Source organism: Duganella paludis (assembly GCF_054461335.1).
In genome coordinates this window covers 3734651-3757737 of sequence record NZ_CM136922.1, presented here as the reverse complement: position 1 = coordinate 3757737, position 23087 = coordinate 3734651, and the positions used below count along the sequence as shown (strand labels likewise).

17 protein-coding genes are annotated in these 23087 nt (G+C 65.5%); 10 read left to right on the top strand and 7 right to left on the bottom strand.

Annotated features, from left to right (window positions below; translation table 11 throughout):
* Positions 1-10 precede the first annotated feature (10 nt).
* The 3 genes from ACXZ1M_RS16625 to ACXZ1M_RS16615 are packed head-to-tail and all read left to right on the top strand — an operon-like array spanning position 11 to position 3239.
* Positions 11-715, top strand: coding sequence for a SapC family protein (locus ACXZ1M_RS16625; protein WP_459048776.1), 705 nt, complete (start codon positions 11-13; stop codon positions 713-715).
* On the top strand, positions 708-1712 hold the full coding sequence (locus ACXZ1M_RS16620) for a cupin-like domain-containing protein (protein ID WP_459048775.1): 1005 nt from the start codon (positions 708-710) through the stop codon (positions 1710-1712). Before ACXZ1M_RS16625 ends, ACXZ1M_RS16620 begins: the two co-directional genes overlap by 8 nt.
* 12 nt (positions 1713-1724) lie before the next feature.
* Positions 1725-3239, top strand: coding sequence for a tryptophan halogenase family protein (locus tag ACXZ1M_RS16615; protein ID WP_459048774.1), 1515 nt, complete (start codon positions 1725-1727; stop codon positions 3237-3239).
* 115 nt (positions 3240-3354) lie between these two features.
* On the opposite strand, the gene ACXZ1M_RS16610 is transcribed toward ACXZ1M_RS16615, so the two are convergent.
* Together ACXZ1M_RS16610 and ACXZ1M_RS16605 are read right to left on the bottom strand one after the other, a co-directional pair.
* The gene (locus tag ACXZ1M_RS16610; protein ID WP_459048773.1) at positions 3355-4113 is read right to left on the bottom strand and encodes an MGMT family protein; all 759 of its coding nucleotides are present in this window, start codon (positions 4111-4113) and stop codon (positions 3355-3357) included.
* A gap of 4 nt (positions 4114-4117) precedes the next feature.
* Positions 4118-4654 (bottom strand): superoxide dismutase family protein, encoded by a 537-nt coding sequence (locus tag ACXZ1M_RS16605; protein ID WP_459048772.1) that lies wholly within the window; start codon positions 4652-4654, stop codon positions 4118-4120.
* Positions 4655-4828: 174 nt separating this feature from the next.
* Here ACXZ1M_RS16605 and ACXZ1M_RS16600 point away from each other — a divergent pair, with 174 nt between their 5' ends.
* From ACXZ1M_RS16600 to ACXZ1M_RS16575, 6 genes are all read left to right on the top strand, one after another.
* Positions 4829-7945, top strand: a complete 3117-nt coding sequence (locus ACXZ1M_RS16600) for an alpha-1,6-glucosidase domain-containing protein (RefSeq protein WP_459048771.1) — start codon at positions 4829-4831, stop codon at positions 7943-7945.
* An 80-nt stretch (positions 7946-8025) separates the two neighbouring features.
* Positions 8026-11415 (top strand): DUF4214 domain-containing protein, encoded by a 3390-nt coding sequence (locus ACXZ1M_RS16595; protein ID WP_459048770.1) that lies wholly within the window; start codon positions 8026-8028, stop codon positions 11413-11415.
* Between the two features lie 58 nt (positions 11416-11473).
* On the top strand, positions 11474-11758 hold the full coding sequence (locus ACXZ1M_RS16590) for a PsiF family protein (protein ID WP_459048769.1): 285 nt from the start codon (positions 11474-11476) through the stop codon (positions 11756-11758).
* A gap of 204 nt (positions 11759-11962) precedes the next feature.
* Positions 11963-14410 (top strand): chemotaxis protein CheW, encoded by a 2448-nt coding sequence (locus tag ACXZ1M_RS16585; protein WP_459048768.1) that lies wholly within the window; start codon positions 11963-11965, stop codon positions 14408-14410.
* A 124-nt stretch (positions 14411-14534) separates the two neighbouring features.
* Positions 14535-15161: a GIN domain-containing protein gene (locus ACXZ1M_RS16580; RefSeq protein WP_459048767.1), complete on the top strand. Its 627-nt coding sequence runs from the start codon at positions 14535-14537 to the stop codon at positions 15159-15161.
* A gap of 86 nt (positions 15162-15247) precedes the next feature.
* Positions 15248-17536: a putative bifunctional diguanylate cyclase/phosphodiesterase gene (locus ACXZ1M_RS16575; protein WP_459048766.1), complete on the top strand. Its 2289-nt coding sequence runs from the start codon at positions 15248-15250 to the stop codon at positions 17534-17536.
* On the opposite strand, the gene ACXZ1M_RS16570 is transcribed toward ACXZ1M_RS16575, so the two are convergent.
* Positions 17533-18411: a head GIN domain-containing protein gene (locus ACXZ1M_RS16570; protein ID WP_459048765.1), complete on the bottom strand. Its 879-nt coding sequence runs from the start codon at positions 18409-18411 to the stop codon at positions 17533-17535. The two genes, ACXZ1M_RS16575 and ACXZ1M_RS16570, sit on opposite strands and share 4 nt — an antisense overlap.
* 127 nt (positions 18412-18538) lie before the next feature.
* Here ACXZ1M_RS16570 and ACXZ1M_RS16565 point away from each other — a divergent pair, with 127 nt between their 5' ends.
* Positions 18539-18874 (top strand): nucleotide pyrophosphohydrolase, encoded by a 336-nt coding sequence (locus ACXZ1M_RS16565; RefSeq protein WP_459048764.1) that lies wholly within the window; start codon positions 18539-18541, stop codon positions 18872-18874.
* Here ACXZ1M_RS16565 and ACXZ1M_RS16560 read toward each other — a convergent pair.
* The 4 genes from ACXZ1M_RS16560 to ACXZ1M_RS16545 all read right to left on the bottom strand — a co-directional run bounded on the left by ACXZ1M_RS16560 (position 18867) and on the right by ACXZ1M_RS16545 (position 23065).
* Positions 18867-19016, bottom strand: coding sequence for a hypothetical protein (locus ACXZ1M_RS16560; protein ID WP_459048763.1), 150 nt, complete (start codon positions 19014-19016; stop codon positions 18867-18869). The two genes, ACXZ1M_RS16565 and ACXZ1M_RS16560, sit on opposite strands and share 8 nt — an antisense overlap.
* A 52-nt stretch (positions 19017-19068) precedes the next feature.
* Positions 19069-19965 carry an alpha/beta hydrolase gene (locus tag ACXZ1M_RS16555; protein ID WP_459048762.1) on the bottom strand — a complete coding sequence of 299 codons (897 nt, stop codon included), beginning with the start codon at positions 19963-19965 and terminating at the stop codon, positions 19069-19071.
* An 88-nt stretch (positions 19966-20053) separates the two neighbouring features.
* On the bottom strand, positions 20054-22498 hold the full coding sequence (locus tag ACXZ1M_RS16550; RefSeq protein ID WP_459048761.1) for a TonB-dependent receptor plug domain-containing protein: 2445 nt from the start codon (positions 22496-22498) through the stop codon (positions 20054-20056).
* Positions 22499-22552: 54 nt separating this feature from the next.
* A complete protein-coding gene (locus ACXZ1M_RS16545) occupies positions 22553-23065 on the bottom strand; it encodes a RidA family protein (protein ID WP_459048760.1) in 513 nt (170 codons plus the stop codon).
* Positions 23066-23087 lie beyond the last annotated feature (22 nt).

The following is a 23087-nucleotide window of genomic DNA, read 5'->3' as shown; positions in this document are numbered from 1 at the left end:
AGAGACAGAGATGCCTAAACCAGTTTTACTGAACAACCTCGAACACCGCGACGTGCGCGTCATCACCCGCCGTGGCGCGGAATTCGGCGACCGCGTCATGGCGGCCCCGACCTTCCCGGCCGAGTTCCGCGACGTCCAGGCCTGCTACCCGATCGTGTTCCGCAAGACCGTGGACGGCCTGGGCTTCGAATCGATCGCCCTGTTCGGCCTGCAGGAAGGCGAGAACCTGTTCCTCAACGGCGACCGCTGGGATGCGTCCTACCTGCCGATGATGGTCGAGCGCCAGCCTTTCCTGATCGGCCTCAACGGCGAAGAGCTGATGATCAACATCGACATCAACCACCCGCGCGTGAGCCTCACCGAAGGCGAGCAAGTGTTCAAGCCGCACGGCGGCAACAGCGAATTCCTGGAACGCAGCAACTCGCTGCTGTTCACCATCCACAACGGCCTGCAAGCCATGCCGGGCTTCCTGGCCGCGCTGCTGGAGCACGAGCTGCTGGAAAGCTTCGTGCTGGAAGTGGAACTGAACGACGGTTCGCAGAACCAGCTGGTCGGCCTGTACACCATCAACGAAGACCGCCTGCAGGCGCTGGGCGACGAGGCCGTGGTCAAGCTGCACCGCGCCGGCTACCTGCAGTCGATCTACCTGGTGCTGGCTTCGCTGTCCAACTTCCGCGCCCTGATCGACCGCAAGAACGCCACGCTCCATGGCTAAAACGATCCGCGAAGTCGGCGGCCTGGGGCCGGCTGATCTGACCAACGAGATCCTGGCCGCCACCACGCCGCTGGTGTTGCGCGGCCTGGCGTCCAGTTGGCCGATGGTGCAGGCCGCGCGCGAATCCGATCGCGTCGGCCTCGCCTACCTGCGCAGCCACTACCAGGACGCCACCGTCGGCGCCATGCTGAGTCCGGCGGACGCGGGCGGCCGCTTCTTCTACAACAGCGACATGAGCGGCTTCAACTTCCAGGCCGTGCGCACCAAGCTGAGCGGCGTGCTGGAAGAAATCGACGCCAAGCGCGAGATGAACCCGGCGCCGACCATCTACGTCGGCTCGACCACCATCGACACCTGCCTGCCCGGCTTCCGCGAATTCAACGATATTCAGTTGGGTGAGCGCGACGCCCTGGCCAGCATCTGGATCGGCAACCGTACCCGCATCGCCGCCCACTACGACCTGCCGGACAACCTGGCGGTGGTGGCGGCCGGCCATCGGCGCTTCACGCTGTTCCCACCGGAGCAGCTGCAAAACCTGTACGTCGGTCCGGTCGACTTCACGCCGGCCGGCCAGGCCATCAGCCTGGTCGATTTCCAGAATCCCGATTTCGACCGCTTCCCGAAATTCAAAGAAGCGCTCGAGAACGCGCAGACCGCCGAGCTGGGACCGGGCGATGCCCTGTTCATCCCCAGCATGTGGTGGCACCACATCGAGGCGCTCGATCCGTTCAACGTACTGGTCAACTACTGGTGGCGGCAGTCGCCGGACTACATGGACACGCCGACCAACGCGCTGATGGCGGCCTTCCTCGCCGTGCGCGACCTGCCGCCGGCGCAGCGCAAGGCCTGGCAGGAAATCTTCCGCCACTACATATTCGAAGCCGACGACGCCACGGCCGCGCACATCGCGCCGCACGCGCGCGGCGTCATGGCGCCGCTGAACGAAGCCGGCGCCCGCGCCCTGCGCGGCCAGCTGCTCAAAAGACTAAACCGCTAAGGAGACAGAACCATGCGTGACCCGAACAATCGCAAACCCATCCGCCGCGTCGTCATCTGCGGCGGCGGCACCGCCGGCTGGATGGCGGCGGCCGGCATTTCCAAGGTGCTCGGCAAACTGCTCGACATCAAGCTGATCGAGTCGGAGGAAATTGGCACCGTGGGCGTGGGCGAAGCCACCATCCCGACGTTGATGAACTTCCACAACGTGCTGGAGATCAACGAGCAGGAATTCATGGCCGAGACCCAGGCCACCTTCAAGCTCGGCATCAGCTTCGAAGCCTGGCGCAACGTCAAGGAAGACTACATCCACTCGTTCGGCGTCACCGGTACCGACCACTGGACCGCCGGCTTCCAGCACTTCTGGCACAAGGGCGTGGAGCGCGGCGTGGCCGGCGACTACGGCGACTACTGCCTGGAGCTGAAGGCGTCGATGGAAAACCGCTTCGCCCACTTGCCCAACAACGGCATGAACTACGCCTACCACCTGGACGCCAGCCGCTACGCCAAATACCTGCGCCGCCTGAGCGAACCGCGCGGCGTGCAGCGCCTCGAAGGCAAGATCGTGCGCTACACCAAGCACGACAATGGCGACGTGCGTTCGGTGGTGCTGGAATCGGGCGTGGAAATCGAAGGCGACCTGTTCATCGACTGCACCGGCTTCCGCGCGCTGCTGATCGGCGACGCCATGCAGGAAGAGGTGGAGGATTGGTCGGAATGGCTGTTCTGCGACCGCGCCATCGCGGTGCAGACCTCGTCGGTGGGCGACGCCGTGCCGCTGACGCGCTCCATGGCGCACCAGGCCGGCTGGCAGTGGCGCATTCCGCTGCAGCACCGGGTCGGCAACGGCATCGTGTTTTCCAGCCGCCACATGGATGAAGAAACGGCGCACAAGCAGCTGCTGGCCAACGTCGAAGGCAAGACCCTGATCACGCCGCGCGTGATCAAGTTCAAGCCGTGCCAGCGCCGCCAGACCTGGAAGGGCAACGTGGTGGCGATCGGCCTGGCCAGCGGTTTCCTGGAGCCGATCGAATCGACCAGCATCCACCTGATCCAGCGCAGCGTGATCCGCCTGATGCAATCGTTCCCGGCGGACGGCATCCAGCAGGCCGAGATCGACGAATACAACGACCAGTGCAACCGCGAGATCGACCACATCCGCGACTTCATCATCCTGCACTACCACGTCAACAACCGCACCGACTCGCAGTTCTGGATCGACGCGCGCGAGATGAGCATCCCGGCCTCGCTCAAGCACCGCATCGACCTGTTCAAGGAAACCGGCCGCGTGTTCCGCATTCCGAACGAACTGTTCGCGGAAAACTCATGGATCCAGGTGATGCTGGGCCAGGGCATCATGCCGAAGTCGCACCACCAGACCGCCGACCTGATGGGCGACGAGGAATTGAAGGCCTTCCTCGGCGGCATCAAAGGCCGCATCGACCGCACGGTGGTGCAGCTGCCGACGCACCAGGCCTACGTCCAACGCTACTGCGGCCGCCCGGACGCCGGCGCCAAGGCGGCATAACCCAACTCCGTCGTTCCCGCGCAAGCGGGAACCCATGCCGAAGCAGCACGCACGCGGCCTATGGATTCCCGCATGCGCGGGAATGACGGTTTTCGCGGTACAAACAAGCGGGCTCCTAGGCCGCACTCCCGTTCCACAGATAGCGCGTCAGATCGACAGCAGGGTGGTCGCTGCGCAACTGCACGCCTTCGGCGCGCAATCGCGCGGCCTGCTCCGGCAACAGCGGCAGCAGTTCTCCCCGCGCGTTGACGATGCGGTGCAACGGCAGGCCCATGCCGCCGCTGCGCTTGATATAGCCGGGCAGAGCCCGCACAAAACTGTCTGCCGCGCCGATGGCGATGGTGATGTCGCGATAGCGCACCACCCGCCCCGGCGGCACCGTCGGCAGGAACTCCAGGAATTTCTGATACGGCGATTCCGGCAGCGCCGGATATTTGTCGGCGATCAACTCGATACGCTCGCCCGGCCGCAGTTCGCCGCCGGTTGCAATCACGCCCAGCACACCGCGCCTGCGCAGCAGCGTGGACAGCTTGTGGCCGACAGCGGCAATGCGCTGGCAAGGCTCGCAAAACATGGTCAGACGGATCTCCACGCCGGACGCCGTGACGATGGCCGCCCCCGGCTGGAACAGCGCCGGCTCATCGCAAGCAATCACGATATTTTCCAGCAGCGCGCCGGGCGCAATGCGCAGCGCATCGAGCTCGCCGGCCAGAGTCACCAGCACCTGGCGCGGGCTGAGGCGGTTGGCGTGCACATCGCCGAGCAGGCCATAGCCCGCCACGCACGCCACAAACTCGCCGGCGCCAACCGCTTGCATCGGTTTGCCGCGCGCCGGCTTCAAGTACAAATGCTGGATCGTTCCGGTCGCGCGCAAGCGCTTACTTCCCTGCCACCACCACGCCGCAAGCCACGCGCTTGCCGGCGTTGCCGGTCGGCTGGGTGACGAAATCGTCGGGATCGGCATGCACGATGATGCCGCGCCCGATGATGCTGTTGGCCACGCCGGTTTCCAGCGTGATCTGGCTGGTCGGCACGCTCAGGCGCAGCGAGGCCTTGCCGTTGGCGTCGGCCGTGATGTTGCCGAAGTCGCCGCCATGACGCGCGCCATGCTCAGGCCCGCCATGCTGCAGCCCGGCCGGATTGAAGTGACCGCCGGCGCTGGTGCCGTCCGGCGCGCTGCAATCGCCTTTCTCGTGCAAATGGAAACCATGGACGCCCGGCGACAAGCCGGCGATGTCCGCATCGATCTGCAATTTGCCATCCTGCTGCGTGAAGCGCACGCTGCCGGCGGTGGCGCTGCCCTGCGTCGGTTTCAGCACCACGTCGGCAGTCAACGGCGCCGCCTGCGCCACGCCCAAGGTCATCCATGCCAGGATGGCGGCCAGCACGCCGGCTGTAGTCGAAATACGTTTCATCGCACGCTCCATTTCAAGAAGTGGTTAAAAAAGCCATTGTCACACCCTTGTGCCCGACACGCCACACTCCAGAAAAATATTTAGCATTTTCCTATTTTTTAAGTAGTAATATTACAAACCCATCCAGTCACGAGAAGCTGGAGGCTAAATCACTACAACAACACGGAGACAATTATGAAACTCAACTGTAGTTTAGTTTCAGGGCTGAAACTCGCCCTGGCCACCGGCACTCTCGCCGTGCTGGCCGCTTGCGGCGGCAGCGACGCCGCCGTCGAGACGCCGGCCGTCAAGTCGCTCGGCAACCGCATCCAGGGCGGCCCCGCCGCCGCCATCGCCGCCGCCCCGGTCACGGCCGGCAACATCCGCATGCACTTCCACCGCACCCAGGGCGACGCCGCCCAGTGGGGCGTGTACTCGTGGGACGGCCCGGTCAACCCGAGCCCGGCCTGGATCAGTGGCCGCTTCATGATGACGCAGAGCGACAGCTTCGGCGGCTACGTCGACATCCCGGTCGACACCGGCAAATCGGCGATCTGGTTCCTGGTCACCGACGGCAGCGGCAATAAAAACTGCGGCAACGACCAGTCCGCCGCCTTCAGCGGCAACATCGCCACCGCCGGCCAGGAAGTCTGGATGCTGGAAGGCGATTGCACCGTCTACAACAGCCAGCCGGCCATCAGCTTCGGCAACCTCAACAGCGCCAACGCCCACTGGCTGAGCGCCTCCACCCTGGCCTGGCCCGGCGTGCCGGCCAGCGGCGCCAGCTACAAGCTGTACTACGCCGCCAATGGCGGCCTCGGCTCCGGCGTCGACGGCATCAGCGGCGCCGACGGCAGCATCGTGCTCACCAGCGCGGCCGCCCTGCCCGCAGCCCTGCAGCAAAAGTACCCGCACCTGGCCGGCGCCACCGCGCTCGCCATGTCGGACGCCGACAGCAACAGCATCGCCGCCAAGGCCAGCCATCAGTTCGCCATCGCCCAATTCGACGCGGCGGGCAAGCTGGTGCAGGTGACTTCGCTGCAAACCGGCGGCATGCTCGACAGCGTATTCGCCGGCGCCGCCCGCAACGCCACGCTAGGGCTGAGCTATGCGCGCAACGGCGCACCGACCTTCCGCGTATGGGCGCCGACCGCCAAGTCGGTCAGCCTCAACCTGTACCCGGACGCCAGCAGCGCCGCCACCGCCACGCGCGCCATGAGCAAAGATGCGGCCAGCGGTGTGTGGAGCTACACCGCGCCGGACGCCAGCTGGGTCAACCGCTACTACTACACCTACAACGTGCAGGTGCTGTCGCGCTGGGCCAATAACATGTTGGTCAACAACACGGTGACCGATCCCTATTCGCTGAGCCTGAGCGCCAACAGCCAGCGCAGCTTCGTCGCCAACCTCGACAGCCGCGAGCTCAAGCCGGACGGCTGGGACCACCACCCGCTGCCGCGCCTCGCGCATGCCACCGACATCTCGCTGTACGAGCTGCACATCCGTGATTTCAGCGTCAACGACAGCAGCGTGCCGCCGGCCCATCGCGGCAAATACCTGGCCTTCACCGATGACAACTCGAATGGCATGCGCCACTTGAGCGACATGCAAAAGGCCGGCCTGAGCCACATCCACCTGCTGCCGGCGTTCGACATCGCCAGCGTCAACGAAACCGGCTGCGGCACGCCGACGGTGCCGAACGCGGCCGCCAACGGCACCGAGCAGCAGGCCGCCGTCGAAGCGGCGCGCGGCACCGACTGCTTCAACTGGGGTTACGATCCGGTGCACTACACGGCGCCGGAAGGCAGCTACTCGTCCAACGCCGCCGACGGCGCGGTGCGCGTGCGCGAATTCCGCGCCATGGTGCAAGGCTTGCACAAGCAGGGCCTGCGGGTGGTGATGGACGTGGTCTACAACCACACCAGCAGCTCGCAGCAGGGCCCGCTGTCGGTGCTCGACAAGATCGTGCCGGCCTACTACTACCGCCTGAACGCCGGCGGCGGCATCACCAACGACAGCTGCTGCGCCGACACCGCCTCGGAAAACGTCATGATGGCCAAGCTGATGATCGACTCCACCAGCACCTGGGCGCGCGACTACCGGGTCGACGGCTTCCGCTTCGACATCATGGGCTTCACGCCGCTGGCGGTGATGCAGCAGTTGCAAACGGCCGTCAACCAGGCCGCCGGGCGCGACATCTACCTGTACGGCGAAGCCTGGAACTTCGGCGCCGTCGCCAACGACAGCCGCTTCGTGCAGGCGCGCCAGGCCAATATGTACGGCAGCGGCATCGGCTCGTTCAACGACCGCATCCGCGACACCATGCGCGGCGGCGGTTGCTGCGACAGCGGCGATGCCCTGCTCACCCAGCAAGGCCTGATCAACGGCGTCTACTACGACCCGAACGGCCGCTCGACCCAGACCAAGGACGACCTGCTGCGCCTGGGCGACCTGGCCAAGGTGGCTCTGTCCGGCACCTTGCGCGACTACCGCTTCACCGACCGCTTCGGCGTGCAACGCAAGAACTCGGAGATCGATTACTTCGGCCAGCAGGCCGGCTTCGCGGCGCAGCCGTCGGAGACCATCAACTACGTCGAGGCGCACGACAACCAGACCCTGTTCGACCTGAACGCCTACAAGCTGCCGCCGAACACCAGCGCAGCGGACCGCGTGCGCGTGCAGAACCTGGGCGCGGCCTTCACCGTGCTGTCGCAGGGCCTGCCCTTCCTGCACGCGGGCCAGGAAATCCTGCGTTCGAAGTCGATGGACCGCGACAGCTATGACGCCAGCGACTGGTTCAACAAGCTCGACTACAGCTACCAGTCGAACAACTTCGGCGTCGGCCTGCCGCTGGCGGCCGTCAACCAGGGCAACTGGCCGCTGATGGCGCCGATCCTGGCCAACCCGCTGATCAAGCCGGACACCCGCTCCATCATCACCGCACGCAACGCCATGAACGAGCTGCTGGCGATCCGCCAGGACAGCAGCCTGTTCCGCCTGCGCACGGCGCAGGACGTGAGCCAGCGCCTGCGCTTCCACAACACCGGACCGGCGCAGGTGCCAGGGGTGATCGTGATGAGCATCGATGGGCGCGGGTATGCGGACGCCAAGTACAAGTCGGTGGTGACGCTGTTCAACGTGACCAAGACTGCGCAGACGGTGGTGGTGCCGGAGTTGGCCGGCCGCAAGCTGGCCGGGCACAAGCTGCAACGCAAGCTAGACAGCGCCAGCTACGTCAGCGCCAGCGGCAGCTTCACCATCCCGCCGCGTACGACGGCGGTGCTGGTGGAAAAAGACGGGCGCAACGACTAGCGGAGTAGATGTGAGGATGTGTGAGTTTTCCAGCTAAGCAACAATGCTATGCTGCAGCTCCCACATCTTCCCCCGTCTCCATGCCGCCTCTCGACGACGACTACAGCAACGATTCCTCCACCACCGGCGAACTCGTCATCGGCGGCACCATCAACGGCAAGCTCGACTACAGCTACGACCAGGACACGATCAAGGTATGGCTGCAGGCGGGCGTGAGCTATATGTTCTCGCTGGCCGACAGCATGCCTTACCAAGGCCTGGCTGAAGCGGTGGGGCTGCTCCTCAGCGACTCGCAAAGTATCGTGGCCAAAGCAGACGGGCTCTATCCCAGCACCGGGCCGGCGTTCGAGTTCACGCCCGCCACCAGCGGCCAATACTACCTGAGCGTGCATTCCTGGTACGGCGCCACCGGCGGCTATATCGTGAGCGGCGCCATCAAGCCACCCGATCCGATTGGCAGCGACATCCACACCACCGGCGTGCTGAACGTAGGCGAAACCGTGCGCGGCGTGTTCGAAGTGGCGGGCGACACGGACTGGTACAAGATCCATGTGGAGGCGGGAAAGCACTACGGCTTTACCGTGCCGAAGGACGGCGCCACCACCTCCGTCAACGGTTTCCAACTCTACGACGCCAGCGGCAAGGCCTTGGACGGGACCGTACTGGAATCGGCCACGGCCGGCGACTACTTCGTTGGCGTCAGCGGCTACCGGCCGGGTGACTACAATCTGAAGGCAACAGTGCTGGAGGACGACTATTCGCAGAACCAGAGCTCACCAGGCGTGCTGCGGCCAGGCGCTTCAATCAGCGGCGAGATCCAGTATGCTGTCGACGTGGACCGCTTCACGCTGGACGTCGAGGCCGGCAAGATCTACACGCTGCAACTGGCCGGCAGCACGGTGGACTTGCGCACGCTACAATTCGAGCTCTACGACGAGGCCGGCAAAGTCATCGACCGTCTCGGCGAGCAGTACAACTACGACGGTGTACGCACCGTCGGCTTCACCGCCGCCGCCAGCGGCACCTATTCGGTGCTGGTCAGCGCCAGCAGCGCCAGCCTGACCCTGCACCGCGCTTACACACTGAACGCCAGCGCCGGCGTGGTCGATGATTTCGGCGATACGCCGGACAAGGCCACGACGGTGGCGCTCGGCGCCACCATCCACGGCGTCAACACCTATAAGGGCGACACCGATGTGGTCAAGCTGCTGCTGTCGGCCGGCACCACCTACGCGCTGCAGCTACAGCCCGACGCCGGTGAAACCCAGCTGCTGAGCAGTCTCACCCTGTCCGGCGCCGACGGCGTCAAGCTGGGCAACATCAACGGCGGCGGCTCGGAGTACACCTACACGCCGTCGGCCACCGGCTACTACTATGCCAGCATCAAGGCCAACGGCGCCGCCCACTACCAGTTGACGCATGTCGAGGCCGTCGACGACTGGGGCGCCAACAGCGCCAAGGCCGGCCGCCTGGCGCTCGGCGCCAGCGTCACCGGCACCCTGGAGACAGGCGGCGGCGACCGCGACAGGTTCGCGCTCGACATCGGCGCCGGCGAAACCTATGCGATCGCGCTGCAGAAGGCGCCGACCGATACTGCGCCGGCCTCCGGCTACCTGGAACAGGCGGTCAAGCTCAACATTCTCAACGCGCAGGGCCAAGTGCTGTCCACCGTGACCAGCGGCAACGGCGGTACCGCGCCCTTGCTGGCCTACACTGCGGAGCAGGCCGGCACTTACTACGTCGAGATCGCCTCCACCTACGGCTATCCAAACAACTTCAAATACCAGCTGAGCGCCAGCAGCGTCCCCCGCGACGTCGTCGGCGACACGACCGCCAGCGCCACGCTGCTGACCGACAACGTGCCCACCAAGGGCGTGCTGGAGGTCAGCAGCGACATCGATATGTACAAGCTAAGCGTGACGGCCGGCCACACCTATGCGATCCAGTTCAGCGCCAGCGCCCTGCTGGCCGGTCAATGGGCGGACGTCGACCTGACCGCGTCCGACAGCGGCGGCACCGTCTACCTGCGCAGCGTGAGCGGCAACAGCGGCACCAGTGGCGGCGAATCATTGCTGTACACCGCCAGCAAGGACGGCGAGCTGTATCTCAAGATAAACGAACGCTACGGCGATCCGGCGCTCGGCTACCAGTTGAGCGCGACCTCGCTGGGCGCCGATGACTATGTGGGCAACCGAAACACCACGGCTGTACTGCCCATCGGCGGCACACTGCGCGGCACGCTCGGCTATGCCGACGACATCGACATGGTCAAGCTGGCGCTGACGGCGGGTCAGTCCTATCAGTTCGATCTACTGGACAAGGGCGACGGCCAGGGCACCTTACCCGGCAACAGCGCGGGCCTGAAGCTGTACGCCGCCAATGGCGCCCAGATCTACGACGGCTTGGGACGCAGCGGCACCACACTGGGCTATACCGCTACCGACAGCGGTGATTACTACCTCGCGGTCGGCTCGCCCTCCGCCAGCATCTACGCCATCGGCAGCTACGCGCTGCAGGCGACAACGCTCAGCCCGGTCCCGCTGCTACAGGGACCGACGTCCGGCGTCCCCGGCCTGCATCGGGTCAGCGACAACATCCTGCTCGATTTCAATCAGCAGGTACGCGTAGCCGATTCCAGCGGCATCCGGCTGTTCGATGCAAGCGGCCAACAACTGGGCTTCGGCGGGTTTTCGTCCAACAATCCACTGAACTCCCACCTGACGATCAATCCGAGCTGGACTCTGGCACCGGACACCACCTACACGCTCAACATCGCCGCCGGCGCGATTGTCGACGCGGCCGGCCACCAGTTCGCCGGCTTGCAGCGCTACACCTTCACCACCGCGTCGGCGGCAGCGGCCGCCACCGATGGCAACGACCTCCTCGTCGGCGCGCACAACGGCGCCACGCTGCACGGCGGCGCCGGCATCGACACCGTGCTCTACAAAGAAGACGGCCTTTTGTTCTACATCCTGCGCAACGGCAGCCAGACGGAAGTAAGGTATTCCTTCGGCGCGACGCCTGGCACCGATCTGCTGGACGGTGTCGAGCGCCTGTTGTTCAGGGACAGCGCCTACGCCCTCGACATCGACGGCAATGGCGGCCAGGCCTACCGGCTGTACCAGGCGGCCTTCAACCGCACGCCGGACCAGGCCGGCCTCGGCTACTGGATCGACGCCATGGACCACGGCGTCAGCCTGCACCAGGCGGCCAAGGATTTCATCGCCAGCACCGAATTCAGCAACCGCTACGGCAGCGCGCCGAACGACGATGCTTTCCTCACGCTGCTCTACAACAACGTGCTGCACCGCGATCCCGACGCCGCCGGCAAGGATTACTGGCTCGGCGCCATGCACGACGGTGTCAGCCGCGCCGGCGTGCTGGCCTCGTTCAGCGAAAGCGCCGAGAATCAGGCCGCCCTGATCGGCACCATCGGCAACGGCTTCGAGTACACAGTCTACGGCGGCTAGTGACGATGGCCGCACAAAGCCGTATAGTAAAGCTGTTGTCCAACCCTTTGGAGTGACCATGAAAAAACTGTTCGTAGCCAGCCTGATGCTCTCCCTGTGCGGCGCCGTGTTTGCGGCCGAACCGACCGCGCAGCAGAACAAGATGAAAACCTGTAACGCCGACGCCGCCGGCAAAAAAGGCGACGAGCGCAAGGCCTTCATGAAAGAGTGCCTGACCGCCAAGCCGGCCGAAGCGCCGAAGATGACGCAGCAGGACAAAATGAAAAAATGTAATGCGGACGCCACCGGCAAAAAAGGTGATGAGCGCAAGGCCTTCATGAAGGAATGCCTGAGCAACAAATAACGCCGCGCATATCTCCGGCCGACGCCGCCCAAGGGCGGCGTTTTCCATGAACGGCAATATTTCTCTTGGCACATGATTTGCTTAAACACTTTGTTTTAGCGAAAACGAGCGATGAGCACTTACCAAGTAGCCAACGCTGGCATGTTCCTACCCCATATGCCTGACGTTGCCCGCTGCGAATTATCCCTGCGGGAATTGAACCAAATGTGGCGACTTATCGAGTCGTCCGCCAAAATGAATTGCCCGGCCGAGGCGCGCCTGCTGTTACCGGCCATGGTGGCCACGCGCACCGGTTTCGCGCACCTGGAACAGGCGCTGGTGGCCAATCTGGTGCAAGAGAAGGTGCGCCAGGTGCTGGCCGAACTCGGCACCCAGGCGCGCTACGCCATCGACATCCTGGTGCGCAACCTGTTCGAGCGCACCGCCGATGTCGGCTTCCTCGCCACCGACGTGGAACTGTGCCGCTTCGTGGCCGGCCTCGACGACGGCGAGCCGGCCCGCGAGGCCGCACGCCGGCGCCTGTCCGACTACCGCGACAAGTACACCGTCTACGATGAAATCGTGCTGCTCGACACCGCCGGCCGCGTGCTTGTGCAGGCCGATCCGGCCACGCCGCTGACGCATAGCCGCGACCCGCTGCTGGCGCAGACGCTGGACGCCGACGGCTACCTGGAAACCTTCCGCGCCACCGACCTGCGTCCCGGCAAATCCCGCGCTCTGGTGTACTCGCACCGCATGCTGCATCCGGAGACGGGCGCCCCGGCCGGCGTGCTGTGCCTGTGCTTCAATTTCGAGCAGGAGATGGACGCCATCTTCGCCGCCTACCGCGACCCGTCGCAACGCGCCAACATGCTGCTGCTCGATGCGCAGGATTGCGTGATCAGCAGCGCCGATCCGCTCTGGATACCGGCCGGAGTGCGGGTGCCGGTCAACACCGGCGGCGAACCGCATTTGCTGATGTTCGGCGGCCGCGAATACCTGGTGCGCACCTTCGGATCGGCCGGCTACCAGGGCTATCCCGGCCCGGCCGGCTGGAAGGCGCAGCTGATGGTGCCGGTCGACCTGGCCTTCCGCACCGGCGGCGAGCAGGCGCTGTCCGACGTCGAGCCGGCGCTGATGCAGGGCCTGCTGTCGCACGCGCAAGCGTTCAGCCCCGCGCTGCACGAGCTGATGAATTCCGTCACGCGTACCACCCGCACCATCGAGCGCATCGTCTGGAACGGCAAGGTCACCAGCGCCGCCAATGATGGGGGCCAAGGCGGAACCAACAAGCTCAACACCGTGCTCGACCAGATCACCGAAACGGGCGAACGCAGCGACGCCCTGTTCTCGCACTCGATCCGCGACCTGTACCAGACCGTGCTGGCCTCCAGCCTGAGCGAAGCGGGACTGACCTCGCAGCTGCTGGTCGACATGCTCGACCGCAATCTGTACGAGCGCGCCAACGACTGCCGCTGGTGGGCGCTGTCGGCCCAGCTGCGGCGCGGGCTGGCGCAGCCATCGGAACAGCAATACGCGGACATCGCCTCCGTGCTGCGCTACATCAACCGCCTGTACACGGTGTACGCACGGCTGTTCGTCTACGACCGCAGCGGCCGCATCATCGCCAGCAGCGGCGACCAGCAGGCGCTGGGCGCCAGCGTCGACGCCGAAACGCTGGCCCGGGTGCTGGCCCTGCGCAGCGAACTCGATCACTACCCGGAGCCGTTCGCGCCGTCGCCGCTGTACGACGGCCGCCACACCTTCATCTACCACGCGGCGATCCGTCATCCGGAGCACAGCGCCAACGTGGTGGGCGGCATCGGCATCGTGTTCGACGCCGAGCCCGAGCTGCGCAACATGCTCAACAGCGGCGTGGCCGGCCGCCCCAATCTGCGCGCGTACTTCGTGACACCGGACGGCCACGTGCTGGCCAGCACCGACGACGCCTGCGCGCCGGGCGATCTGCTGCAACTGGACGACGGCCTGCTCGAACAAACCGCCGCCGCCGGCAGCGACGCGCCGAGCGTCACGCGCATCCTGCGCCACGACGGCCAGTACGTGATCGCCGCCTGCACCCGCGCCGCCGGCTACCGCGAATTCCGCGCCGCCGACGGCGTCGAGCAGCCGGTGATCGCCGTGCTGCTGCAAGCCTTCGGCCCGCTGCGCGACAGCCTGCCGGCGCCGGCCGGCGTGCGCATCGAGCGGCTGCGCGACAGCGGCCCGGACTACGCCATCTTCAGCGCCGGCGGCGCGCTGATGGCGCTGCGCGCGTCCCACATCCAGGAAGCGGTGCCGTTCGTCAAGGTGCAGCGCACCAGCAGCGCCGGTGCCGGTGCGGCAGCGGCCCGCATCGGCATGCTGGACGTGGCCCTGGCCCGCGGCCACAAGCATTTCGTCTGGGTCTTCGACCTGACGCAGCTGACGGCCGGCCGCGCCGCCGTGGCCGGCGACAACAGCCAGGTGATGCTGGTGCGCCTGGGCCAGGCCACCATCGGCCTGCTGGTCGACGACCTGCATGCGGTGCAGCAGTTCGACGCCGCCGACCTCACTGCCTCGCCGCTGGGCGGCGGCGAGGACACCCTGGCGCCGCGCCTGATCCAGGCCAACGGCGGCGCGCTGCTGATCCAGGAACTCGATGTCGAGCGCCTGTTCGCCCGCCTGCGCGGCTGAAGCTCGTAGTCCGGGCGCAACACAGCCCCGGATTTACGCAGTTCGTCGTAAACTTGTCGGCGCATGACAATAAGTTCAGTAAAATTAATATTGTAGGATTTGTTAACTTTACCGAGGAATTCTCATGCGCCGTACTGCTGTCGCCGTCCTGATCCCTGCCCTGTTCGCCGTCCATGCCCACGCGGCCGAATCCACCCGCACGCTGCCCGGCTTCATCGCCATCAACGCCAAGGGCGCCTTCGCCATGAAGGTCGAGGTGGGCAAGGCGCAGTCGGTGGTGATCAGCGGCGAGGACAAGTTCGTCGCCGCCCTCAGGACCGAGGTGGTCGACAACGAGCTGCAGGTCATCCTGCCGGAGAAACAGTTCAGCGGCAGCAAGGGAGCGCCGACCATCACCATCACCATGCCCTCGCTGAGCCGGGTCAAGGTGGAAGGCGCCGGCGAAACCCTGCTCAGCAAGGTCAACTCCGACCGCCTCGACATCAGCTACCTGGGCGCTGGCCACCTGGCCGCCGACGGCAAGGTCAAATACCTGCGCCTGAACGCCAAGGGCGTGGGCGAGGTCGATACCAGCAAGCTGCGCGCCGAGCGGGTCGATGTCCAGTTCGAGGGCGTGGGCAATGTCAGCGTCTACGCCTCGGAGCTGCTGAACGCGGTGGCCAAGGGCATCGGCGGCCTGACGTATTACGGCAAGCCGAAAACCGTGAACAAGGACGTCTCCGGCATCGGCAACGTGCGCGCCGGCGACTGAGGTACTTAATTGCCACGGTGACACGAAGTGCGAATGCAGGTACTATAAGTTCCATAAGAACATAACGCATCTGGAGGTTTTTCCCCGTGGCTGTGGCAAACGACATAGCGCACTGGCGCGCGCAGATCTTCGCCAAGCTGCTGCTGGTCGTGTTCCTGCTCGGACTATTCACGGCGGTGCCCAGCGTGCTGCTGGCCGTCAGCGAGGGCATGTGGTCGATCGCCGTCGTCGACAGCGTGGCGCTGGTATGGATAGGCGTGATCTGGCGCTGGCGCAGCCTGGCCTACACCGTACGCGTGATCAACTTCCTGGCCGTAGCCTTCGTGGTCGGCTTGGCGTTGCTGCTCAAGGTGGGGCCGGTCAGCCAGATCTACCTGATGGCGGTGCCGGTGCTGGCCGCGCTGCTGCTCGGCCTGCGCCCGGCGTTGTGGACCCTGGCCCTGGCCGGCCTGGCCGTCATGGTGCTGGGCTTCGAGGACAACGCCAGCCTGCATATGGAAGGCCTGCCGGACTACGGCTTCCTGAAGGCCGCCATCATCTCCATCAACTTCATGTTCATGACAGCGGTGCTGACGCTGTCATGCGCGGTGCTGCTGCAGCACCTGGAGCGCTCGCTCGACAAGCTGTCCGAGCTCAACGCCGAACTGCGCCTGACCGCCGCCGCCGTGGCCCGCCTCAACGACATGGTGCTGATCGCCGAAGTCGACAAGGACTCCACCACGCCGGAAACCGCGCAGCACATCATCTTCGTCAACGAAGCCTTCGAGCGCCGCACCGGCTACACGCGCGCCGAGGTGCTGGGCCAGAACCTGCGCATGCTGCGCGGGCCGGACACCGAGTCGTCCGTGGTCGACGACATCGAACGCCACATGGCGCGCAGCGAACCGGTGCGCGCCGAGCTGCTCAACTACACCAAGGGCGGCGAGGCCTACTGGGTCGAGACCGAACTGGTGCCCTTCGCCGACGAGGGCGGCGTCAACACCCACTGGGTGGCGGTCGAACGCGATATCACCGAGCGCAAGAAATCGCAGGACGACATCCACCGCCTGGCCTTCTTCGACGTGCTCACCGGCCTGCCCAACCGCCGCCTGCTGATGGACCGCATCGACAAGCTGCTGGCCAGTTCGGAACGCGGCGGCACCTACAGCGCCGTGATGTTCATCGATCTTGACCGCTTCAAAACCATCAACGACGCGCGCGGCCATGCCATCGGCGACGCCCTGCTGTGCAACGCCGCCGCCCGCCTCAGCAAATTGATGCGCAAGGCCGACACCGTGGCGCGCATCGGCGGCGACGAATTCGTGGTGCTGCTCGGCCACCTGTCGCACGAGCTGCCCGGCGCCACCCACGCGGCGCAGACGGTGGCCGAAAAAATCCGCCACGCCATCGGCCAGGATTTCGAGATCGAGGGCCAGAGCTACACCTCCACCGCCAGCATCGGCGTGACCATGCTGCCCAAGGCCGGCGCCGCCGCCGAAAGCCAGAGCGCACACGACCTGCTGCGCGAAGCCGACACCGCCATGTACCGCGCCAAGTCCGACGGCCGCAACGGCGTGGCCTTCTTCGAAGCGGCGATGCAGGCCGACGTCGAGCGGCGCCTGACCATCGAGCGCGACCTGGCCGCCGCGCTGGCCGCCGGCGACCTGCAGATGCATGTGCAGGCGCAGGTGGACCGCAACGGCCGCGCCGTCGGCGGCGAATTGCTGATGCGCTGGCCGCAGGCCGGCGGCGGCATGGTGCCGCCGAACGTCTTCATTCCGGTGGCCGAGGAATCGGGGCTGATCGTGGAGTTGGGCGCCTGGGCCCTGCGCCAGGCCTGCGAGGCCGTGCTGCGGCTGCAGGCGGCGGGACTGGAGATGCCGCTATCGGTCAATGTCAGCCCGACCCAGTTCCGCCAGGCCGACTTTGTCGAGCAGGTGCAGCGCACGCTGGCCGACACCGGCGCGCCGGCGCGGCTGCTGGTGCTGGAGGTGACCGAGGGACTGTTGATCGACAAGATGGACGACACCATCGCCCGCATGCACCAGCTGACGGCGATGGGCCTGCGCTTCTCGATCGACGATTTCGGCACCGGCTATTCCAGCATGGCCTACCTGAAGAAGATGCCGTTGTACGAGCTGAAGATCGACCGCAGCTTCATCATGGACACGCCGGAAGACGCCAACAGCAAGGCGCTGGTGCAATCCATCCTGGCGATGGCGGGCCACCTGGGCCTGCGCGTCGTGGCCGAAGGCGTGGAGACGCAGGCGCAGGCCGATTTCCTGATCGCCCACGACTGCAACTGCATGCAAGGTTATCTGTACGCCCGGCCGATGCCGCTGGCGGCCATGATCGCGCAGATAACCGAAAAAGCCGCCTTGGCGGCGGCCGGTTAATTCACAACGGTCACGCGCTTGCCGCTGACATTGCGCTGCGACGGATTGCCGTAGACGGTCACGCCGCCGGAGCCGTTGGTGTTGGCCACCAGCGACTGCGTCACGGTGGCGGCGATGCTACCCGAGCCGTTGCTGCTCAGGTCCGCGCTCTGGCTGCTCAGGCTCACCAGGTCGGCGCTGCCGGAACCGTTCACGCGCACTGTCATATTACGCACATTGCCGCTGGCGTTGGCGCCGCCGGAGCCGCGCAGGTCCAGGTTGAGCGTATCGCCGTTGATCTGGCCCAGGTCCAGTCGTCCGGAGCTGTTCAGGCGCGCCACGGTGGCGCCGCTGCGCAGGCCGGAAGCATTCAGCCCGCCGGAACCGTTGAGGCGCACGTCCAGGCGTTCCACGCTGCCGTGCAGGCGCACCGAGCGCGAGCCGTTGAGCGACAGCTCCAGCGGACCGCCATTCAAGCCATTGACCGACAGCGAGCCGGAACCGTTGGTTTCCAGATGGCGCAGCGACGGCGTGGTGTAGGTCACGCGCAGCGGATTCACGGTGCGCACATTCCCTTCGACCCACACGCGCAGCGTGCCGCCGCTGGCATCGGTGCGCAGCAGCGGCAGGATATTGCTGTCGCCTTCCACCTGCAGTGTAGCGGCCTGGCCGACGCGGATCTCGACCTGCATCGGGCCGTTGATATCGACGCCGTCGAGCGTGGCGATCTGGCGGTTCTCGACGGCGCTTTGGCCATTGCCCTGCACCGCATCGGCGCTGAAGGCGGACTTGAAATTGACGCTGCCGTCGCCGTTGTCCGGCACCACGATCACGGCGCAGCCGGCGAGGATGGAAAAGGCGGCGATGGTGGCGAGAGCGATGGAAGTGCGGCGCATGATGGGTGTCCTGTGAGTTTAAAGTAGCGCCACTATAGCCAGCAGCGCCGGCGCTCACCGGGGCCGTGCGACGAACGGTAGAAAATCGTGGATGAAACGCGCAAACGCCGGTGCTACCATAGCGGGCATGAAAACCTCTGATCTGAACGACCTGCGCGAACGCACGCGCCAATTCGCCCGCGAGCGCAACTGGGCGCCCTACCACACGCCGAAAAACCTGGCCATGGCCATGTCGGTGGAAGTGGCCGAAGTGGCGGAACACTTCCAGTGGCTGCAAACGGGCGCCGGCGACGAACTCGATGCCGCCACCCGCGCCGCCGTGCGCCACGAACTGGCCGACGTGCTGCTCTACCTGGTGCAGCTGGCCGACAAGCTGGACGTCGACCTGCACGCCGCCGCCGTCGAAAAAATGGCCCTCAACGCCATCAAATACCCGCCGGGACAAGGCTCCACGCTTACTTGACCTTGGGCGGCTCGGGCTTCTTCTTCCGATCGTCGACGATCAGCACATGCTTGTCGACGGCGCCGGATTTCTGCTGCTTGACCACCTGTACAGCCACCGGACGCGAGTCGTGCACTGACCGCGGCGCTTTCGGAACGAGCATCGTATTTCCCCATTGTTGTTGGTGAAAACGCAAATGGGAGCGCTTAAGGTTTTTACAAGCCCAGCGCCTTGCGGATTTGTGCGGAGACGATGGTCCATGACGGCGAGGTGGCGGCCACTTCGTCGTAGTGACTGCCACCGGGGAGCACCAGCACCTCGGCGGTATCGCCGGCGGCTTGTGCGCGGCGCGCGTAATCCTGGCCCACGCGCAGCGGCGAGATGGTGTCGTGCTCTCCGTGGATCAATACCGTGCGCACGCCGGCCGGCAGCAGTTCGGCCGGCGAGGTGTCGCTGAAGATGTCGGGACGCGCGGCGCTGGCCACGCCGGCCAGTTGCGTCATGTCGCGGTCGCAGCTGCTCTTGATCAGCGCCTGCTCGTTGCGCAGGTCGGCCAGGCCGCCAAGGCTGATCACCGCCGGCACCGGCAGCGGATCGGCCACGTAAAGGGGACTGCTGCGCGGCAGCCTGGCGCGCGAGCCGGCCCACTGCGCCAGGTGTCCGCCGGCAGAATGACCGATCAGCACAATGCGCGACAGATCGAGCTTGTGTTCAGGCGCCAGGGTGCGCAGCCGGTCCATGGCGCTGGCCACATCGCGGTACATGCCGGGGTAGCCGCCGCCCTCTTCATCGTAGCGGCGATACTCCACGTTCCACACCGCGATGCCTTGGGCGGCAAGGTCGCCGGCCATATTGCGCATCTGCGTGATGCCGCCGAACTCCTTGGTCCAGCAGCCGCCGTGGATGATCACGGCCACCGGGAACAAGCCCTCGCCGGCCGGTTGGAACAGCTCCGCAAACTGCGACGGCGCAGCGCCGTAGGCCACATGCCGCGTGGGAGCCGGGCCGTTCAAGGCCAGGTAATCCTGCAAAGTCATAGGCGCGGCGGCGACACCACCCACACCACCGGCGATGGCCGCAGCCAGCAAAGTCCTGCGCATTTTCTTCAGCATGCATCACTCCTTGATCGATCCCGCATGCTACACCACAAATAAAAAAAGGCCACCCTGAAACAGGGTGGCCCAAACTAAACGCCCCCGCTTAGAACTTGTAGTTGGCGCGTGCGTAGTAGTAGCCGCCGTTGATACCGAACGGCGAGAACGTCGCCAGCACGTGCACCGCCGCGTTGTCGCCCGCCGCGCGCTGGTCGGCCAGCAGCGCAGGATTGACGCCGTTAGGATAGATGTTGAACAGGTTGTTCGCACCCACCGCCACCGACCACGCGTTGCTGATCTTGTAGCCCACTTCCAGATCGGTGATGGCCTTCGGCTTGATCTCCGTCAGGTGATACACCGAGCCGTCTTCGCTGCCGTACTCCGATGCCTTGCCGTAGATCGCTTCGCGCAGGTTGACGGTCCAGTTACCGATCTTCCACAACGCACCCAGGTTGACGCGCATCTTCGGCGATGCGGTTTCCAGATCCGAAATCGCGGTCTTGTCGAGCAGCGTTTGCGGCAGCAACTGCGCCGGCGCCTGGTTGATCTTGGTGACTTCAACCTTGTTGTAGTTGGCCGCGATCGACCAGTCCACCTTGCCGGCGGTGCCGTAGTTGGAGTTCACCGTGGTCACGAACTCCAGGCCGCGGCTACGGGTGTTGACCGCGTTCGAGAAGATGTTGATACCGGTCTGGCTCACGGTGCTATCCAGCACGTTGCCGTTGGCCTTGATCGCCGCGATCACGGCCGGCGAGTTGGTGCCGCCGCCCGAACCGTACAGCGCGCCCGAACCGACGATGCGGTCGCGGATCGAGATCTGGTACACGTCCATCGTCACGGCCACGTTGCTGGCCGGGTTGAGCACCAGGCCCATGCTGAAGTTGGTCGAACGTTCAGGTTTCAGGCCATCCACGCCCACCAGCTTGGCGCCGGCCGAATTCGGCGCCAGCTGCACGAAGGCCGAGGTCGGGCCGACGTTGGTGGCCGAGTAGTAGGACTCGGCCAGCGTCGGCGCGCGGAAGCCGTTGGAGAAGGTGCCGCGCAGCGCCACCACCGGCGAGAAGTCGTAGCGGCTGGTCAGCTTGCCGACCTTGGCGTTGCCGAAATCGCTGAAGTGCTCATAGCGTCCGGCCAGGTCGACCGTCAGGTCGGCGATCGGGCTGCCGGCGAAGTCGAGGTAGGCCGCCTGGTTGGTGCGGCGATGGCTGCCGGCGTCGGTCAGCGAGAAGCCGGGATAGGACTGCGAACCTTCCTTGTAGCGCGAAGCAGGGTCGCCGGCTTCGATCTCGTACTTGTCGATGCGGTGCTCGATACCGCCGGCGATGTTCAGCGGCTTGCTCCAGCCGATGTCGAACTCCTTGCTCGCCTCCAGCGTGGTGGTCAGCTGGCTGGCGATGAAGGTGCCGGCCTTGAACACGGTCGGCGTGTAGCCGGTGTCGTTGAACAGCGAGACGTTGCCCGAATCCTCGACGCCGATGCGCGACTTGTCGCGGCCGTAGGTGGTGCTCAGGTCCAGGTTCCAGCCGGCGGCCTTGCCTTTCAGGCCGGCGGTCAGGCCCATGTCTTCCTCGCGGATGGTTTCCTTCGGCGAGAAGCCGGTCGGATAGATCTTCGGCAGGCGGCTCGGCAGGCGGTAGTTCTCGAACGCGCGCGCTTCCTTGCGGCCGGCCGTGGCGATCGCGTACAGCTGCGTGTCCGGCGAGATGTCCCAGCCGAAGTTGGCGGCGAAGATGCTCAGGTGGTACTGCGCGTCGCCGGAAATGTGGTTGACGTGCGGGTAGCCGGGCTGCTGGAACATGCCGGGGTAAGCGGCCTGGTTGGCCGGCGTGATCACGCGCGGGTCGATGCCGCCACGGTCGCTGTAGCCGTGGTACTTCGATTCGGCCGTCAGGCTCAGAAAGGCGTCCGTGAACGGCTCGGTGCCGATGTTGGCCGAGGCGCCCAGGGTGCGGCCGCCGCCGTCGACGTAGCCGCCGGCGTTGGCGGTGGCGGTGCCGCCGTGGTTGTTCGATTTCAGGATGATGTTGACCACGCCGGCGATCGCGTCCGAGCCATATTGGGCGGCCGCGCCATCCTGCAGCACTTCAATGTGGTCGATGGCCGAAACGGGAATGAAGTTCAGGTCGGCCGCTGCGCCGCCCTGGTATGGTCCGCCCAGCACCGCCAGGTTCGAGGTGCCGTGACGGCGCTTGCCGTTGATCAGGACCAGGGTGTTGTTCGGGCTCAGGCCGCGCAGGCGGGCCGACAGCGTCAGGTTGGCGGTGTCGCCGCCGAAGGCCTGCGCCGTGAACGACGGCAGGTTCTGCGCCAGCGCCTGGATCAGGTCCGGCTGGCCGGTGCGCTGCAGCGATGCCGCATCGAGCACCTGGATCGGCGAGGCGCTGTTCTCCACCTTGATGCCGCTGGTGCGCGTACCCGTCACGATCACCGCGCCGACGTTGGGCGTGGCGCCCGCGTCGGCCGCTGCGGCGACGTCATCTTCAGCAAAAACACCGAATGCCAGCGTGGACAACACGGCTGCGACGCCGATCTTTAGTGTGGCCTTATGCATATTTATATTCCCCGTTTTTGAATGAAAAAAGTTAAGACCTGAAGCACGAACAAATTATTTTTTAGCGGCGACCACCTCGATCTCCACCAGCCAGCCCGGATTGCTCAGTCCCGCCACCTGCACCACGGCGCGCGCCGGCAGGTTGAGCTGGGGAGCAGGTTGGGCGGTGGCGCCGAAGTACTGGGTGTAAGCCTCCATGAAGCCCTTGGTGTCGGCCTTGCCGCCCTTGGCCGGATCGCCGACCAGGAACACCTGCATCTTCACCACGTCCGACATGTCCAGCTTCATGCCCTGCAGGATTTCCTTGATCTTCTTGAGCACCGTTTCGGTCTGGGTCTTGGTGTCGCCGAAGGCTTCCAGGGTGTCGCCCGCCACGTCCTTGTTGACCACCCCCGGCACCTGGCCGCTGATGAAGTGGATGGTGGCCGTCGGCGGAATCGTCACCGCCAGCGCGATCGGGAAGTCCGAACCCGGAATCTTATGGCGCACGATGTCGGCCTTGGGGGCTGCGGCGTGGGCGCTGCCGAAAGCGGCGCAGATCGACAGGGCGGCAAGTGCTTTTTTCATGGTCATGGTCTCTCTTAAAATT